Consider the following 15976-nt stretch of genomic DNA (forward strand, 5'->3'; position numbering starts at 1 on the left):
CTACTTCACCTATAGCAACGGTGGGACAGAGCTCATATGGGGTCGGAATACTTTCTTACGGATACCCAAAAGCATGCGATGAGCATGACTGTAGATCCCCTAAGGCGTGGTTTACCGGAGTGGTAGATTATAAGGCAGGCAGCAATGATGACATCACAATCTCCGCGTCGTTTAAAAATTTTAAATATTATTTTACTTTTAAAACAGTAACTTACCTGAGTTGAATTGTGAGCGATGACCTTATAGGTCACGCGCTGTTAAACGACTAGCTTTAAAGTGCTATTTTTTCTAAGCTTCACTGAAGGATAATAAACAACCAGATATTACTTATTCTCGGTAACAGTCATTTATTATAATACGCACATAAAGATGCCATACTGAATTTTACAACTAAGAAGGATAAAACATGTCTGACTTAATGAAAATGAGTGATGCTTTGGCGAAATTTAACGCCTCGATAAAAAATTGGAGATTAACACCGAATGAAACCTCTATATTATTAGGCATTAGCAAATTTGAGTTCATAGAAATACAGAATATTCCTGAGTTATCAATTGATTCGCCCCTTTATAATTGTATGAATTTGATTTACCAGATTAACGAAGCGCTTTCCAGAGTAAGTCCAGATGGTGCATTTGATCACTTCCTTAATCACCCCTACCCGGACAGCCCTCTATCGGGTATGAGCATCAGAGAGTTTTTAATTAAAAACCCAAATATTGAAAGCTATAAAATAATTTTTAACTGGCTTATGGGTATATTAGTCTAAATGATACTATTCGAAAGCGATTTTATCATGCTAAATAATTATTGGCGGTTTCGCATAATACAAATAATTCACTTTAGAAAATCAGAAAATGGTACGCCATCAACATTATAATAATCAGATTTATTAGAAATTCCATTAGAGCAAAAAGGACATTCTACAAATTGAAGCAATGTATTAATATCTTTCTTCGGGCTTAACTTTACGGAATTACGATAAACGTATGAGTTCAGTCCTCGCCACTCAATAAAGCTAGATTCACTATCATCAAGTTTACCAGCCTTTTTAAATTTATATTCCTTAAAACCATACAATAGAATATTCATTTCCTGTTTCGTAAGCTTATTAAATGGTAACGAAAAATCAAACAGGCCTTCTTTAAAAAATCTATTTATTGCAGTCTTTGGTATATACTTCTGAACTTGATAAGGAATGAATGATGAGTCCAGAATAGAAAGAGAACGTTTAATCCACTGTTTGAATGGGTAAGATTTAATGTATCCATAACCTTCGCAATAGTCACATGAATTTTTATAAAGGTTGAAAGCAAAATTCTCTGGAAACACTTTGTCGGCTATACGATCACGAACACTAAACAATCTAACACCATGATATTGGTATTTATAATCTTGGGTAGAAATAATTACAACCCCCCCCCCTTTCACATAAGCCTCTTCGAAAGATAGTGCGCAAACCTTGTAGTCCCAAACGTTTGTCGAACATACAACTAAGCTTTTATCAAATTTTTTGACAGTCTTTTTAATCAGAGAATCTGGTACAATTGGATATTTTTCTAAAAATACAACGAATGGATTATAAAAGAACTCGGTATAATGGGACAATCCAGCCTGAAGGGATTCTTTATTTCTATAAAACAATGAATCATCATCGCCGTAAGCTATGAATTTTCTTGAATACTTATCTTCTAGCGCGAAATTTTTCTGACTAATTAATAAAGGTGGAATCAATTCAATTTTTTTACCTGCGATATTCCTAGTTTCAAAATCATCTTCGATATTCAAATCTTGGTCATTTTCAGTATCAATATTGATTTTATAATCACTTATTAATTTAGACATTATATTGTAATGATTAAGACTCGGGAAATCTTTTTCTCCAACAAAACCCTGAACGACAGTTTTCTGGTTTTTAACACCAGAACCTTCACCTAAATCAATAATATATTGACACTTGTATATGAATTGAGGGTTGTGCTCAATTACAATAACAGTCGTATCTTTTAGATAAAAATTTAAAGCTTGATACAAACAATCAACAGACTCTGGATCAAGCCCTCTACAAGGCTCATCCAAAATCATATAGAATTTCTTACTCTCTATACGATTCTTATTAGAGAGTATAAATTTTGCTAGTTTTAGCCTCTGAAGCTCACCTCCACTCAAGCTTGACGTCTCTCGACCAAGGCTTATATGTGAAAGAGACAATTTATATAAAACTTGAACTACATCATATAGAAATGAGAACCCACCATTCAATGGTATCTCTTTTAGATCTGAACATAACAGATCTATTATACTCATGCCTTCAACTTGGAATAATGCTGAATCTGGCTTAAATCGACTCCCCATACAAACACCACATACATGCCCATCAATGAGTCCTCGGCCACCACAACGATAACAAGCACCAGATGAGTTAAAACTAAAGTCAGCCGCTTTCAGATCACTTTTCATGTTAGATGAATAAAATTTCCTCATCCTATCGGAAACATTTAAATAAGTAGCAACAATCGAATTAAAAGATCCTTGGGCAGGCTTACTATCAAAAAACATGACTTCGTCAGTAGCCGATAATGCTGGATAGATTAAATCTCTACAAAGAGTAGATTTGCCAGAGCCACTAGCTCCTATAACAGCAGTAATAGACTTTTCTAAAATCCTAACTTTCTTTAAATTTATATTCCTAAGATCTTCAAATGAAATTATTCTAAGCGGAAATTTCTTATTGAGAAAATCTAAATTTTCAAATTCCTTAAATGAATTAATCCTGTCAGAGAGATCAGCAACCTCACAATACCTGCCTCCTAAGTCACCTGATCCCGGTCCAATTTTCAATTCTCTATCAGCAATAGCAGCGTATATAGGATTGTGATCAACAATAATCACGCTATTATTTCGTGCTTTCAGCTCTTTAATCAGTCCCACTATTTTTAGATTATCTTTGTACTGAAGGTTTGAAGATGGCTCATCTATAACGACAACCCTCCCCGAATATTTATTTAATAAAACAGATAAAAGCTTCAACCTTTGAAGCTCACCAGAACTTAATGTAGCTGTTGATCGATTCAAAGAGATATGACCAATAGATAGCTTAGAAATATATGAAAGCACAGTCATAGCTTTCTTAAGATAGTCATCTTCATATTGGATTTGAAAGAGCTCTTCATGCAAATCTGAAGAACAAAGAGTAAAAAAGAAATCGATACTTTTACCATTAATAGTGACAGCTCTGGCGCTAGAGTTTAGTCCGGTCCCAAGACATTCCTCGCATTGGACTCCATCATAAAAGTTATCTGTATACGGATCATTTCTGTTTTTTGACAACTTATCATTTAATATATCGATGACTGTATCTTTTTGAATTTTTGAAAGCCCAAAGAAGCTTGTTTTAGTATTTATACCCTGCTTTTTTAGGAGCCTGACAAGTCCTGATGGCAGGTACTTAAAACCCTTATATCTTCCAGATGCAGTGAGGGGTACTTTTAAAAATCCCTCTTCAATAATTGCTTTAGTATCTATAACGCTTGAGCAATCATAAGTTATATAGCTTCCACTCCCATCACATTTGGAGCAGCAACCAGATAAGGAAGACATCGTGGAGCGTGAAAATAGCAGTTTTGATGGTAACTTAAAGCTTTTCCCATCGTCTAATGACAAACCATATTCACTACAGTCTAATTCCACCGAATCATTAATTATAAAGGGGGTGGCACGGGTCTTAGAAATTAATAATTCTATATTTTGACTCTGATCTAAATCAATAAAGATTTCATGACGATCTAGTCGGATATTAGGCAGCTTATTTAGAGCTACCTTTTTAACTGCCTTACCACCTTCATTACGAATAAATAAATGTTCAATACTCAAGCTCGTAAGAAGGGCAAGGAGCTTACTATGGCTAACATTCTCATAATTCGATATCCTCCCAAGCAAGGTTGCATTTGGATGGTATTTAATTCTAAACTCTATAATTGTTGAGATATCGGGCTTACCAATAAGCTTTTTCAGATGATGAATCTCACCCTTTTTCACAAAAAGGTTGATTATTAAATTATTGATACCTGTTCTAGTTCCAAAAGTAGAGCTAACACTCGGAGTAATTGCCCTTTGCGATACAATTACCGGATCTGGTATTTTCGTCGCCGTCCTAAATAATGGGCGCACACTATAGTAGTATATATCGTCAGTTTTTTTTCGAATAATACTCTGACGTCTAGCTTCAGCAGCGATGACTTGATTAACTAACGTTGATTTTCCCGAACCACTCACGCCAGATATAACAATCACTTCACCAGTTTCGCCCTCGAAATCTAGATTTTTGAGATTATTTTCTTTAATCCCTGATATTTTATACTTCAGATTCTTCCTGATCATACAAATCGAGTACACTCTTAAGAATTTTCTTGTATGCTCCACACATCGGACTTTTGCCATTCACCCGATATAACGGACAACCTCCTGCACAGATGAGCCTATATTCACAACTTCGGCAATCATCACTTAACCCATAGTGCTTTTCTTTTCCTCGTCGAATTATGCCCAAAAGATTTTCGTTTTCTTCAAGATGACCAACGGGGCTTCCTTTCTCAAATTCAGTATGGCAAAAATAAACGGATCCATCTAAATATATTGCAGCACCATTTTTACCCATAGAGCATGGAGTGGAACTAGGATAATGAGTCCGCAAATCTGAGAATACGACTCTTCTACTTATTGGGTAACTAGCTTTAACACCTTCTTTAAGAACACTCATTGAACTATCCATCAGAGATTCAAACTCATCACTAGATATCCCCCCACCTTTAGCATCAGCAATTCTGAAAGTAATATCACGATCTACTAAGAAACTTATTAAATCGCGTATACCTTCTCGATTCTCAGAGGTTGCTGTTACCATCACACTCGGCTTTATATCATTGATAAGTAGTCTATCGAGATTTTTTTTGATAGTTGCATATGTTCCTTTCCTACTGCCAATATATATCCTATTTTTATCATTAAATGTACCGAGACCATCCAACGAGATAGAAACTGAAACCTGATAATGATTGAAGAACTCAATCATTTCGTCAGTTAGCACCGTTAAGTTTGATATTAGTCTCATGTTAAGCTCAATCTTCTCCTTCAGAAGATTTTCGCGGAGTTCAACAACGCCCTTCTTCCATTTAGAGAATGAAAGAAGTGGCTCTCCTCCTGCAATCTTGAGATTTACTGTTTTTAACCCAGGCACCTCTATTATTTTCTTATTCAGCAGTTCGAATAAGTCAGATCTAATAGTGTTTTTACTATTTAATGAAGGGATGTAACAATAACTACAATCCAAATTACACTTATCAGTCACCTGCAACCAAAAATTCAGAACCTCAGTAAAGAAAGGCGATTGGTAGTCTTCTGACTTATCATAAGGAACTAATATTTCCTCACTAATCAGCCGGCTAACTTCTACTTCAGAGAAGTTTGAATCTTCAATCACGCCATTTTTTTGTGCGCTTGCAATTATCGATTTCGCTTCATTATTGATTACTATGATATCGTCTCGACAGGATCCCAAGACGAAATCAACAATCCCATGATATGGAACCTCTTTTTGCTTGACGTCAAAATTCTCATTAAATATATATTTCATAAGTTAAATCGAATACTCGCCATTTCCCGTGACTTAATTTGAGAAGTACTCCCCATATAAGAAATACTACACTCTGATCTTCGGTGTAATGCGTGGTGATTTGAAACAATGAGAATATCTCCACGATCTAAGCAAATATCTTCAGACACATCCATAAATACAGAGTGTAGAAATTTGATGAAGTTCTCTTTTGGAAGTAATTCACTTTCGCAGAAACGCTGGTCTATCAGTAGCTCATGAAAGCGAAAGATAATTTTCCCACCTAAGCTATCTAACAAAGATTGGCTATATTCTCCATGCCCTGGCAAACTGTAATGTAGCTTTTGTTTTCTAAGATCTTCTTCCGATATGCCAGACAAATCTTGAACTTTTTCTATAAACTTTCCTAGACTGACAACTTGATTGCGTCCATAAAAAGGGTATTTGGGGTCAGGTTCTAAGCAAAGCATGGCTATAAACGCTGGAGGATTGGGCTGAAACATAAAGTCTGTATGATAACCACCACAATTTAGTTGCTCTGAAAAATTTTTACTTCCCGGCAATACTCTATATCGGTGGCATATACTACCAATTCGCTCTGAATAGAATAACTTGCCTTTCGAAAGGTCACTAAGATCTTGCTCAAAACGAACTATATCTGTCCCATATCGACGTATGACTTGATAGCCATGCTCGTTAATCAATGGAATATCTAAGGATATCTGATTGTGACCAAAGGCTTCCCTGCTATTAAAATTTAACAGTTTTCTGTCGTTACATGACTTACCTTTAGCCACTGAATCAAGCGCTCTTTTGAATAGATGTTAACCCTGAAGTAGTCATTACGGTGTCCCCAATATGACATGGGCATACTTGAGGACACTTTTGGGGTTCTCTATCGGTCTGATACAATTGCTCACCAAATAAGTCTTGCCATAATGCATCAGACTCATTTTGCACCTGAATCCACTCTTTTTTATTTTCCTCACCGAGCATGCCAAAATATGGATAGTGATGTAGATATTCTCCAAACAACTCATCACAATCAGCCATGTATGCACGAGTATCCAGAATGTGCATGTGCCAGATTTCATCAATGTCAGCATTTGGTACTAACTGCAACCCACCAAGAGCTTTTGTTAAAGCCATATAACGCTTGTAGCCCAGTAGTGCACTTTCCGCTCGCCCTAAATTCCACTTGCCAGAATCTTTCTCTATCAGTTTTTCGACTGCCAAATCAAAATTCCATTGATTTGTTATGTCCAGATATTCCTGCAGAACTGCCTTATCAATCTTATGTTTCATATTAGCCTGTGCCTCCTTATACAACTATCAAATATCTGATACTAACATTACTACTATTGTGTTCAAACTGGTAGCGATTCACCTCATTTTGAGAGCTCAGTATCATGAAACTCCGGTACGAGTTCTTTCTAATCTGCCAGAGCTATACTAAAAATAAACTACTGTTCAGTATATGCGAATCGTCGGGCTGATGTGCTATAGTAATGATTATTTAACCCCATTAGCTTTAAATTAAACAATACGACTCAGATAGAACTGTTCGTAATACTGGATAAAACCCATCAAATAGTGGTTAATATTCATCTTTTTTTCTTACAATAACGACAGAGGTTCTATCAGCTTTTAAGTTTTGATCTTGATAAGAACATGGTAATGCGCCTCTTGCCAAAGGCAGCGAAACAGGGCGAGAATAATGTCTTTGCACCTATCAGCTAGATACCGAAAACTCAGCGCACCTGACGCACGCTTATCCAGAACACAAACAGGTATTCCATTGAGGGCAGCCTAATTGCCACTCCTGATCCCACTGAGTTTTGTCTAGTGGGGCATTGCGTCTCGTTATCTGCAAATCAAGCTCCAAAGCAGACAGCCATTTGAATAAGATATCTAAATGGCTTCCGTCTGGATGATTCTCAAATACTGATACGGTTGCTTGCTTAATGCCTATTCTATCAGCTATTGCTGCCTTCGAGAGCCGTTGATCTTTTCTGGCTTGCCTCATCGCTTTAGCGAGGAGTTCAGTTGACGTGATTTTCATGTGGCTTATCCTCTACTAGGGATAAAATATCTACAAAGCGACCTACGTATTCAAACGCTATATCTCTTTAAAATTCAACATAGTGTCATAGACGCTCAAGGAACATTCATTATTATTGAACACCCTTGAATAGGGCTAGAACAGCAACCAATAGTCACTACTCTGATTGCTCCGGCTTTGCTGCTCAATTACTATGCTGTTAATTGACTATGCTTTTCTGTCGCCCAAATGATCGTAAATGTCGGCAGAAGTCAAAAAATCTGAAAATTCGATCCAACTTTTGTGACCCAGTATTGTGTAAGCTTACTTTAAGTTACCTGGTGGGCGGTGATAAAACACCAAAAAAGTGCTTATAAATCAATACCATGTAGTTTAAGGTCGAAAATCGATTCGCCCTCCGGAGGCAGAGGTCGCAGATTCGAATTCTGCCGGGCGGGCCATAACTGCAAGACGTATCCAGTAAGCGAACACTCACGAAATACCGATTAAATCCTTTTATTGCAATATATGCGACCTCAACGATTATTGAGACCGTTCAAATCTAATCCGCCCGCCTTTCCCTTGATCTAGCTCACCCCAAACCTTTTCCACTTGTGCCACCCTAACTCAAAGCAACGCCACCCATGAAAGGAAGCGGTGTGATGAGTATTAAAAACATTTCGAAGTTTACTATTGCAGCAACCGCGCCAGAAGGATTCGAGCATGAACCCGATGCATCGAAGGATTATTGGCATCATCAACCACTGAATACCTTGCCGCCTTACGATTACATTGCGCCATAAGACCTTGCCGACGCCTGGCATCGAGAGCGTAAAGCATGGATTATAGGTTGTGGGATTGGTGGCCTAGCGGCGGCGTTTTATCTTATTCGTGATGCTCAGATGCCTGCTGCGAACATTACCATTTTAGAAGAAATGGATATCGAAGGCGGCTCTATGGATGGGACTGGTAAAGAAATACTTGCGGAGCTTTGGTATCACCTAGGCATAAGCGATCAGCTAGAAGCCGTGGTTGCTAACACCAAAATACGTCTCGCGCTGATGCCTTATATTACTGCGCAATTTATGACTCGCGCTGCAGGTGATCGCCCTCACGCTGTGCCAGAAGGATGCACCAATTTAGGTTTGATTGGCCAGTTTGTGGAAATACGTAACGACATTATTTTCACCATGGAAGCATCTATCCGCACCGCTCGCATTGGTGTGTATAAATTGCTGAATATTCCTAAGCAAGTTCCAGATATTAACCCCACCCAGTACGATATTCGTCACATGCTAAAAGGCGCACGAGCACTTAACAGCGGCAAGCCCTTTATCGGTGAACGCTTATTGCACCGCCTACTCGATAAAACCTATTTTTCGCATGTTCTACCGCCGTTACCGGAAGCCGAAGATTCTAAACAAACTCGGTTTGAAGAAGAAATGCATGAACTGTTAGGTAAAGGCAACGCGGCGTTACAGACATTAGGAGATTGGATCACTAATCTGCGCGAGAGCTTTTCTAACAATATTAAGAAATAATTTTTTAGTAAAAACAACGATAGAAAATAAAGAGCCCAGTTAAAACTGGGCTTTTTATCACACTAAAGTTAACGAGCTTAGATTAAATTTCGAAGTTGATACGCCAAAATATAAGCTACATCCATCGTTATAACGGATTCATATTTAAAGTGGCAGTCTGTTCTGCAACGACGGTAATCGGTTCACTGACAAAGACAAAACCAGTACCCGAGCCAAATTCTTCATCATCAACTTCAGGATCATCCAAATCCGCATCGCATGTTAATGCCAGTGTATATTCTCCAGGCGCTAAGAATGATGCTGTGTAGGTTAAATCTGTTGCTACAGAGGCAGTCGCCAAAGGCTCAGCTTCTGCGCCTAGATCTTCTGGCTGAGAGACATCCCCCTCGTACACGTAAACAGCAAGCTGATCGTCCGCTGCACAAAGTCCTGACGCTATTGTTCCTGATATAAAGGCCGCTTCCGTTGTATCAACGATGCGAATGGTTGGACGTAATTTATACTCACCATTACCGGTAACCGTAATCGATTTACGCAAGTCAAAGTCTAGAGTGAAGGATACCGTTTCATCGGTATTCACCGTAAAACCACTCACTAATTTAAGACCAGTCTGATCACCACTAGGGATAGTTAACTCATAAGTACCATCGGCGAGTTCAATAACAGTGTCGTTATTTTCATCGGTATCGACCAATAACCGAATTTGATTATAACGTCCGGCAGGTAACTCAACTTCATTTAAGAAGCTGTACACTTCACCATTCTGAAAATCGAGCAGATTGATTCGTTTTGGCTCATCAAAAATGACTTCCTTATTATCTTCATTTTCAGCAACGAATACCACACCTGAAAATTTCACATACACAGCAACAGCGCCATCCACAGGAGCATCCGTTATTTGCATGGAGACTTTACCTGTATTGCTAGCGCTATTATCACCGCCACAACCGGTTAAAAATGCAGCAGAAACAGCAACTGTCATAACGGCAGGTGTAAAAACTTTAGGAAAAAACATATTTATATCCTTAATTGACCTAACTGAAATCTTGTTAAGTAGACAACAGTATAATAGAAAGGTTCTAAAGATAGCGGCCAGTAAGTAAATTCACCCTACTGGCCTCTTTTATTTTTGCCTAAATCGAGTAGTACGGTGCTTTTAGGCACTCAGCGTTTCTTTAATACGATCAAATAGCTTCACAGGTTTAGTCTGATATTTTTGCATATATCCACATAGGTATTCCGCATCTTGCTTTACGCCAGAAAAACGGCCTGACCCCCAAGTATGCAACCAAGGTAAGCCAATAAAATACAAGCCCGGCTGGGCAGTCACACCGCGTTCGTGTTTAGGATGACCTTGACCATTAAATACCGGGGCATCTAACCAACCGAAATCGGGCCTGAAACCAATACACCAAATAATACTGGTAATGCCTGACGCAGCCAGATTTAACGAGGTACGTTCTTCTGGTAATTCCCATAAAGGAGAATAAACAGAAGGGCCTTCTGCGGTTTCTATCCCTTGCTTTTCTATCCACTGGTCAATACGAGCATTGATGTTGTTGTAGGTGTCGTCGGCGGTTTTAAGGTTGGTGTTTAAATTTGGCTGAAAAATCAAATTATCGCCATCGTAGTCTGTCATTAAGCCATAAAGCTCCATGCCTTCTAACGCGAATTTACGCAGGTCAATATCGCGACCACCGTCACGCCCTGTCACATAATGATTGGTATTATTGCGCACGTTTTTACCGAGCGAGTGTTCATTCACCGACATCTGGTAATAGCCCATGTCGTCTAGCCATTCGACCACGTCTTTACCGCGATAGAAGCGCGCAACCCGTGGCGCATCGCCCGTGGCTAAAAATACTTTGCGTCCTTCAAGGTGTAGGTCTTCTGCGATTTGCGCACCGGATTGCCCTGAACCCACCACCAGCACAGCGCCTTCGGGCAATTGCGCGGCATTTTTATACTCTACCGAGTGCACTTGTCTGATTGAACTGGGAATACGCTCAGCCATGCGCGGCACTATGGGTACATGATAACCACCGGACGAGACCACAACTTGATCGGCGGTATATTCGCCGTCGCTGGTGCTCAGATGGTAAAGGCCACTGTCATCTGTCGTTACCATTTTTACTGTCACGCCTTCACGTACTGGGGCATTTAATTTTGCAGCAAAGCGTTCTAACCAAGCGACGGTTTGCTTCCACGTCATAAAGCCTTTGGGGTCGTCACCATCGTAAGGTAAACCCGGTAAGTCGCACTGCCAATTTGGCGTCACTAAGGTGAAGGAGTCCCAACGCTCATGTTTCCAGCCATGCATGATGGTATTTTTTTCAAGTACAACATGACTCATGTTAGCCTGTTGCAGAAAGTAGCTCATGCTCAAGCCCGCTTGGCCACCGCCAACGATGATAACTTGAAAATGTTGTTTTTTATTTGTGCTCATAATTCTGTCTCTTCTGTTTTGCCTTTATTTTTGGCAATAAATATTAAGTCGCTATAAAGCGTTATTTAATGGGCATCAATATCAATGAGAAATTTCACTCATCGACATCACGACAACTTCCCGCCCTTGATCTTTAAATTCTGTTACGCGCCGTTTTAATTGACTTAACTGGTCAGCTGCACTGGAGCAGCGATAACCATAACGACTGGCGACGCGCTCACTGGCAAGCGTTAATGCTTCGTCTGCTCGGCGTATAAATTCGCTCATTGGCATGGCATCGCCAGGTTTGAAGTAGTCATATATAACCGTCGATGGCGAATAGCATTTTTCTTCTTTACCATCCGGCCAACGCACGTGAAAATTAACTGCGGGCATATAGGTCTCCCTAGCGAGCCACTTTGGCTGCTATATTTTTTAAATAAATTGAATAATTAAAAGCAGCTAAAACCGCTTAAAGAAACGGTTAGCTAAAGCCGGTTAATTCGGTTGTATTGAGGTCATAAAATAGGCTCCTTCGAGTGTCTTGCGACACCCATAGTTCTCGACTCGCATTTATTTCACCAATTACAGCAGCGTTAATATCGCGATTTTTAAAAGTGGCTAATAATTGCGGTAATTGCTCTGGTGTTGTCGTTAATAAATAGCCAAAACTAGGAAAGGCACATAACCAATCCTCCATGGCAACACCTTCTGGTTTTGGAATAGCCGCGAGATCGATGTCGGCACCACAGCCCGAACTTTCGAGCAGCATAATCGTGGTGCCGAGCAAGCCTGCTTGGCTAATATCTTTGCACGCCAGCGCCAACTGCTGCTCGGCAATGCTTGGCAATAATTCCAGATCGCCGCGCAAGCGTTCCGCCGGAGCGCTAGTCGCTGCATTCCAATTAAGACTTTTGCCTTGAAAGGCACCGCGTTGATCAATCGCGGCAACTAATAAGTGCCCAGGGCGCGCAGCAAAACTACTGAGTAATTTATTGGCGTGCCCAAGAATAGAGACGGCCAAGTTGGCGTCACCCGAGCGCAAATTTGTGTGGCCGCCAACAATGGGGACACCGAGATGCTCCGATGCATCGCGCATGCCCCGCAACAGTTCAGCCAGCATAGGGCTATCGCCGTTACACCATAAGGCATCAACGACCGCCGTTGGCCGTCCGCCCATGGCCGCAATATCGCTGCAATTAACCATCACAGCGCACCAGCCAGCGAACCAAGGTTGCTCTGTTACTAAGCTGCCCTGCATGCCTTCAATGGCCAATAGCTGATAACCGTGTTCGGCGTTGACGCCTAACGGTATCGCGGCGGTATCGTCGCCATTGGCGTGCCAGCCGTCTGGCAGCGCGGCCAGACGTTTACTGACCGCGGCAATATCTTGCTTCAAACTAATTCCACTTCGTTGTGCAACGGTTTGCAGCAAGGAATCTAATGTCGTTACGCTCGCGGTTATTCCCGCAAGTCTTGATGTGATGGATGTAGGCATTTTACTGTTCATCCCAGTAGTTCCTGCTTGGCGGCAGACTCATTTGTCGCTGTCACAGCCATCTCGAATAATCCCGGCCAGAAGGTCTCGTGTTTGTTTTGCTTGCGTGCTTTTAAAACAAAACCGCTATTTGGTGTGTAGCAAGGGGGATAGGCGTTAAGGTCAGCTTCCATGAGTGCGTGAGAAAGACCAAACATCTCGCGATAGCCTCGGGTTTGCCAATTTAAACGCTGAAATAAGATTTCATTCTGCTGTTGCACTAAGGCCATAAAACACTCGCAACCAAGCGCATGGGCGCTGCTGACCGCGAGTTTAATAAGCATTTTTCCGAGTTGATCATGGCTACGAAATTCTGGTTCAACCGCCAGTCGCGAGCCATACCAAAGATGCTCACCCTCTTGGTGAATGCGCACCGTACCGAGCACTTGATCATGCCAGCCGCCGCTATTGCCCAGTGCGACTAATATGCGCGCACGGTCGTCGATGCTGTCGCGATCATCCGCGGCAAAAATACCCTGTTCGTCGCAAAATACTCGGCGGCGCAACGCCATTGCCTGATCAACTTCCCACGGCAGAGTTGCCCATTTAATGGTGTAATCGGAATAGTCGAGATAACTCATGGCCTGCTCCTTATTTCACGTTCACATTGTTAATCATTAGCCGTACGCTAACGTCGGCATTTTTTCCGTGGTTTGGGCGCTATTATCAGGTTCATGCGCGGCCGCTTTTTCATAGTGAGACAGCGTCGAACAAGCACCGCATTTACCACACCCGGCCTTGGCCGTTTCGGCTGTCATTCCCGCGTCGTAAAGACGTTTGCCCAAAGGCTTAAGAATGGCTTCCATAAATTCCGCTGATGGTGATGGATGGTCCTCTAACGGCGTTCCTCTAATCGGCACAAACGGCACCACAAAGGGGTACACGCCAATCTCAATGAGCTCCTGACTTACGGCCAAAATATAGTCGGCGCTGTCACCTAATCCCGCCAAAATGTAGGTACTCACTTGTCCGCGTCCAAACACGGCAACGGCCTGTTTAAATGCCTGAAAATAGTCTTCCAATGTGTCTTCTGCTTTGCCGGGCAGTATTTCTTCACGCAGCTGTTGCCCCAATACTTCCAAGTGCATGCCCAAGCTATCAATGCCGGCATCTTTCATTTGTTGATACCAACGGGGGTCGGCCGGAGGCTCACACTGCCCTTGAATCGGAATATCCACCACTGCCTTGATAGCACGCGCACTTTCAACCAAGACTTTGGCACCACGATCCGGCGTTGCTGGCGTGCCTGTGGTCATAATCATTTGGCTAATGCCATCCAATTCCACCGCGGCTTTAGCTACCTCAGCGAGCTGCTCTGGTGTTTTCTGCGCGATTGTTCGACCGGCGCGCAGTGACTGACCAATTGAGCAAAATTTGCAGGCTTTTTTGCGGCTTTCGTAACGAATGCAGGTTTGCAAAATGGTGGTGGCCAGTACATCGCGGCTATGCAGGGTGGCGATATGCGAATACGGCACACCATCCGCAGTCTGACCCTCGTAAAAACGCGGTGTACTGGCGAAGCTGATATTTTTCAGCGGAATAAGCTCACCGGCGTCGCCCGCATAGCTAATCACCTGCTCACCTGGGCCTGCGCTATCGACAGAAAATGGCGACAGCCAAGCAGACTCAGTAAAAATAGGCACCATCACCGTCGTGCCATCAATGGTGACCGCCTGATGATCAGATGGCCCAGCACCACCGCGTCGAGCGACATGGCGTTGCTCTGGGTGCGTCAGGCGCAAGCCGCGTGTCTGTAGCTCAGTAATCAAACGGTGCTGTGTTGCGTTTGCTTGATTCATACTGCTCTCCTTCTAAATTGGGCTCTGCGCCGGTTGCTGCGGTCGCCATGTCTGTAGAAGACCCCGCTGAAGACATAGATTGGCCAAACGGTTCGCTATAGCGAGACGCTTGATCGTTAATCGCCAGCCGCAATAACTCAGGGCGGGCGTAATGACCGACCGAATCCATCATGCGTTTACGCTTGGTAATCAAATTAAAATTGAGATCCGCGACCACCATGCCTTCACCTTCCGTAATGGCTGGCGCTAAGTGCTTACCTTCCGGCGAAATAATCGCGGTATTACAGCCGCCTCTGAGCGCTGTTTGTAACTTCTCGTCAGGGGTAATCGACTCAATCTGTTCATCCGTCAGCCAGCCGGTGGAATTCACCACAAAGCAGCCAGACTCCAGTGCGTGGTGACGAATCGTGGCTTCAATTTGATCGGCAAAGACCGGCCCAACCAATGAACCGGGAAATTGGCTGCAGTGAATTTGTTCGTGCTGAGTCATTAAGGCGTAGCGTGCCAGCGGGTTGTAATGCTCCCAACAGGCGAGCGCTCCCACGCGCCCAACCGCCGTATTCGCCACTTTTAAACCCGAGGCATCACCTTGCCCCCAGATCATGCGCTCGTGGTAGGTCGGTGTGATTTTGCGACGCTTTAATACCAACCGGCCATCGGCATCAAAAATGAGCTGAGTGTTGTAGAGCGTGCCGTGGTCGCGCTCATTAACACCCAACACCACGGTCATGCCGTATTGAGCAGCCTGCTTGGCCACAGCATCGGTAATTGGGCCGGGCACCACGACGGCTTCTTCATACAGGCGCAGGTGCTCAGGCCCGCAAGCAACCGCGGGGTACACAAACGAGAAATACGGATAGTAGGGAACAAATGTTTCTGGAAAGACAATCAGCTCAACCCCTTGGGCGGCTGCGTCTTCCATCGCATTCAACACTTTGGTCAGCGTTCCGTTAACGCTCCGAAGATCCGGAGCGATTTGAACAGCCGCTGCCCTAACCATTCTGGTCATGACATCAGCCCTT

15 protein-coding genes are annotated in these 15976 nt (G+C 42.4%); 3 read left to right on the forward strand and 12 right to left on the reverse strand.

The genetic code is table 11. The features are described from left to right. Positions 1-406: 406 nt before the first annotated feature. Complete coding sequence (locus UXZ23_RS09245) at positions 407-769, forward strand: hypothetical protein (protein WP_320820303.1); 363 nt, start codon at positions 407-409, stop codon at positions 767-769. A 68-nt stretch (positions 770-837) separates the two neighbouring features. Here the strand turns inward: UXZ23_RS09245 and UXZ23_RS09250 are convergent, their stop codons facing one another. The 5 genes from UXZ23_RS09250 to UXZ23_RS09270 form a co-directional block, all read right to left on the reverse strand. After that, complete coding sequence (locus UXZ23_RS09250; protein ID WP_320820304.1) at positions 838-4380, reverse strand: ATP-binding cassette domain-containing protein; 3543 nt, start codon at positions 4378-4380, stop codon at positions 838-840. Further along, a complete protein-coding gene (locus UXZ23_RS09255) occupies positions 4355-5632 on the reverse strand; it encodes a radical SAM/SPASM domain-containing protein (RefSeq protein WP_320820305.1) in 1278 nt (425 codons plus the stop codon). Before UXZ23_RS09255 ends, UXZ23_RS09250 begins: the two co-directional genes overlap by 26 nt. After that, positions 5629-6408, reverse strand: coding sequence for a hypothetical protein (locus UXZ23_RS09260; RefSeq protein WP_320820306.1), 780 nt, complete (start codon positions 6406-6408; stop codon positions 5629-5631). The genes UXZ23_RS09255 and UXZ23_RS09260 overlap by 4 nt, the downstream gene beginning before the upstream one ends. A 4-nt stretch (positions 6409-6412) precedes the next feature. After that, entirely contained in the window at positions 6413-6916 is a 504-nt protein-coding gene (locus UXZ23_RS09265) for a hypothetical protein (protein ID WP_320820307.1), read from the reverse strand. A 466-nt stretch (positions 6917-7382) separates the two neighbouring features. Next, positions 7383-7673, reverse strand: a complete 291-nt coding sequence (locus UXZ23_RS09270; protein WP_320820308.1) for a helix-turn-helix domain-containing protein — start codon at positions 7671-7673, stop codon at positions 7383-7385. 641 nt (positions 7674-8314) lie between these two features. Between UXZ23_RS09270 and UXZ23_RS09275 the strand changes: the two genes are divergently transcribed. Next, on the forward strand, positions 8315-8455 hold the full coding sequence (locus UXZ23_RS09275) for a hypothetical protein (RefSeq protein ID WP_320820309.1): 141 nt from the start codon (positions 8315-8317) through the stop codon (positions 8453-8455). Positions 8456-8494: 39 nt separating this feature from the next. Then, the gene (locus tag UXZ23_RS09280; protein WP_320820373.1) at positions 8495-9193 is read left to right on the forward strand and encodes an oleate hydratase; all 699 of its coding nucleotides are present in this window, start codon (positions 8495-8497) and stop codon (positions 9191-9193) included. A gap of 127 nt (positions 9194-9320) precedes the next feature. Here the strand turns inward: UXZ23_RS09280 and UXZ23_RS09285 are convergent, their stop codons facing one another. The 7 genes from UXZ23_RS09285 to UXZ23_RS09315 form a co-directional block, all read right to left on the reverse strand. After that, positions 9321-10208, reverse strand: coding sequence for a DUF4382 domain-containing protein (locus UXZ23_RS09285; RefSeq protein WP_320820310.1), 888 nt, complete (start codon positions 10206-10208; stop codon positions 9321-9323). A gap of 141 nt (positions 10209-10349) precedes the next feature. Next, the gene (locus tag UXZ23_RS09290) at positions 10350-11639 is read right to left on the reverse strand and encodes an MSMEG_0569 family flavin-dependent oxidoreductase (RefSeq protein WP_320820311.1); all 1290 of its coding nucleotides are present in this window, start codon (positions 11637-11639) and stop codon (positions 10350-10352) included. A gap of 81 nt (positions 11640-11720) precedes the next feature. Next, positions 11721-12014 carry an MSMEG_0570 family nitrogen starvation response protein gene (locus UXZ23_RS09295; RefSeq protein WP_320820312.1) on the reverse strand — a complete coding sequence of 98 codons (294 nt, stop codon included), beginning with the start codon at positions 12012-12014 and terminating at the stop codon, positions 11721-11723. Positions 12015-12102: 88 nt separating this feature from the next. Then, positions 12103-13128 carry a sll0787 family AIR synthase-like protein gene (locus UXZ23_RS09300; protein WP_320820313.1) on the reverse strand — a complete coding sequence of 342 codons (1026 nt, stop codon included), beginning with the start codon at positions 13126-13128 and terminating at the stop codon, positions 12103-12105. Continuing rightward, on the reverse strand, positions 13125-13736 hold the full coding sequence (locus UXZ23_RS09305) for an MSMEG_0567/Sll0786 family nitrogen starvation N-acetyltransferase (RefSeq protein WP_320820314.1): 612 nt from the start codon (positions 13734-13736) through the stop codon (positions 13125-13127). The genes UXZ23_RS09300 and UXZ23_RS09305 overlap by 4 nt, the downstream gene beginning before the upstream one ends. 36 nt (positions 13737-13772) lie before the next feature. Beyond that, entirely contained in the window at positions 13773-14954 is a 1182-nt protein-coding gene (locus UXZ23_RS09310) for an MSMEG_0568 family radical SAM protein (RefSeq protein ID WP_320820315.1), read from the reverse strand. Beyond that, a complete protein-coding gene (locus tag UXZ23_RS09315; RefSeq protein WP_320820316.1) occupies positions 14914-15963 on the reverse strand; it encodes a Nit6803 family nitrilase in 1050 nt (349 codons plus the stop codon). The genes UXZ23_RS09310 and UXZ23_RS09315 overlap by 41 nt, the downstream gene beginning before the upstream one ends. Between the last annotated feature and the right edge of the window lie 13 nt (positions 15964-15976).

The organism is Thalassolituus sp. (genome assembly GCF_034111725.1).
In the GTDB taxonomy this organism is placed as follows: Bacteria; Pseudomonadota; Gammaproteobacteria; order Pseudomonadales; family Oceanobacteraceae; genus Thalassolituus.

What these genes read in the sequence shown, in the direction of transcription:
- UXZ23_RS09315 (WP_320820316.1), bottom strand. Translation starts at nt 15,963, where the DNA reads ATGACCAGAATGGTTAGGGCAGCGGCTGTTCAAATCGCTCCGGATCTT.
- UXZ23_RS09270 (WP_320820308.1), bottom strand. Translation starts at nt 7,673, where the DNA reads ATGAAAATCACGTCAACTGAACTCCTCGCTAAAGCGATGAGGCAAGCC.
- UXZ23_RS09285 (WP_320820310.1), bottom strand. Translation starts at nt 10,208, where the DNA reads ATGTTTTTTCCTAAAGTTTTTACACCTGCCGTTATGACAGTTGCTGTT.
- UXZ23_RS09245 (WP_320820303.1), top strand. Translation starts at nt 407, where the DNA reads ATGTCTGACTTAATGAAAATGAGTGATGCTTTGGCGAAATTTAACGCC.
- UXZ23_RS09275 (WP_320820309.1), top strand. Translation starts at nt 8,315, where the DNA reads ATGAGTATTAAAAACATTTCGAAGTTTACTATTGCAGCAACCGCGCCA.
- UXZ23_RS09255 (WP_320820305.1), bottom strand. Translation starts at nt 5,632, where the DNA reads ATGAAATATATATTTAATGAGAATTTTGACGTCAAGCAAAAAGAGGTT.
- UXZ23_RS09290 (WP_320820311.1), bottom strand. Translation starts at nt 11,639, where the DNA reads ATGAGCACAAATAAAAAACAACATTTTCAAGTTATCATCGTTGGCGGT.
- UXZ23_RS09265 (WP_320820307.1), bottom strand. Translation starts at nt 6,916, where the DNA reads ATGAAACATAAGATTGATAAGGCAGTTCTGCAGGAATATCTGGACATA.
- UXZ23_RS09300 (WP_320820313.1), bottom strand. Translation starts at nt 13,128, where the DNA reads ATGAACAGTAAAATGCCTACATCCATCACATCAAGACTTGCGGGAATA.
- UXZ23_RS09310 (WP_320820315.1), bottom strand. Translation starts at nt 14,954, where the DNA reads ATGAATCAAGCAAACGCAACACAGCACCGTTTGATTACTGAGCTACAG.
- UXZ23_RS09250 (WP_320820304.1), bottom strand. Translation starts at nt 4,380, where the DNA reads ATGATCAGGAAGAATCTGAAGTATAAAATATCAGGGATTAAAGAAAAT.
- UXZ23_RS09295 (WP_320820312.1), bottom strand. Translation starts at nt 12,014, where the DNA reads ATGCCCGCAGTTAATTTTCACGTGCGTTGGCCGGATGGTAAAGAAGAA.
- UXZ23_RS09305 (WP_320820314.1), bottom strand. Translation starts at nt 13,736, where the DNA reads ATGAGTTATCTCGACTATTCCGATTACACCATTAAATGGGCAACTCTG.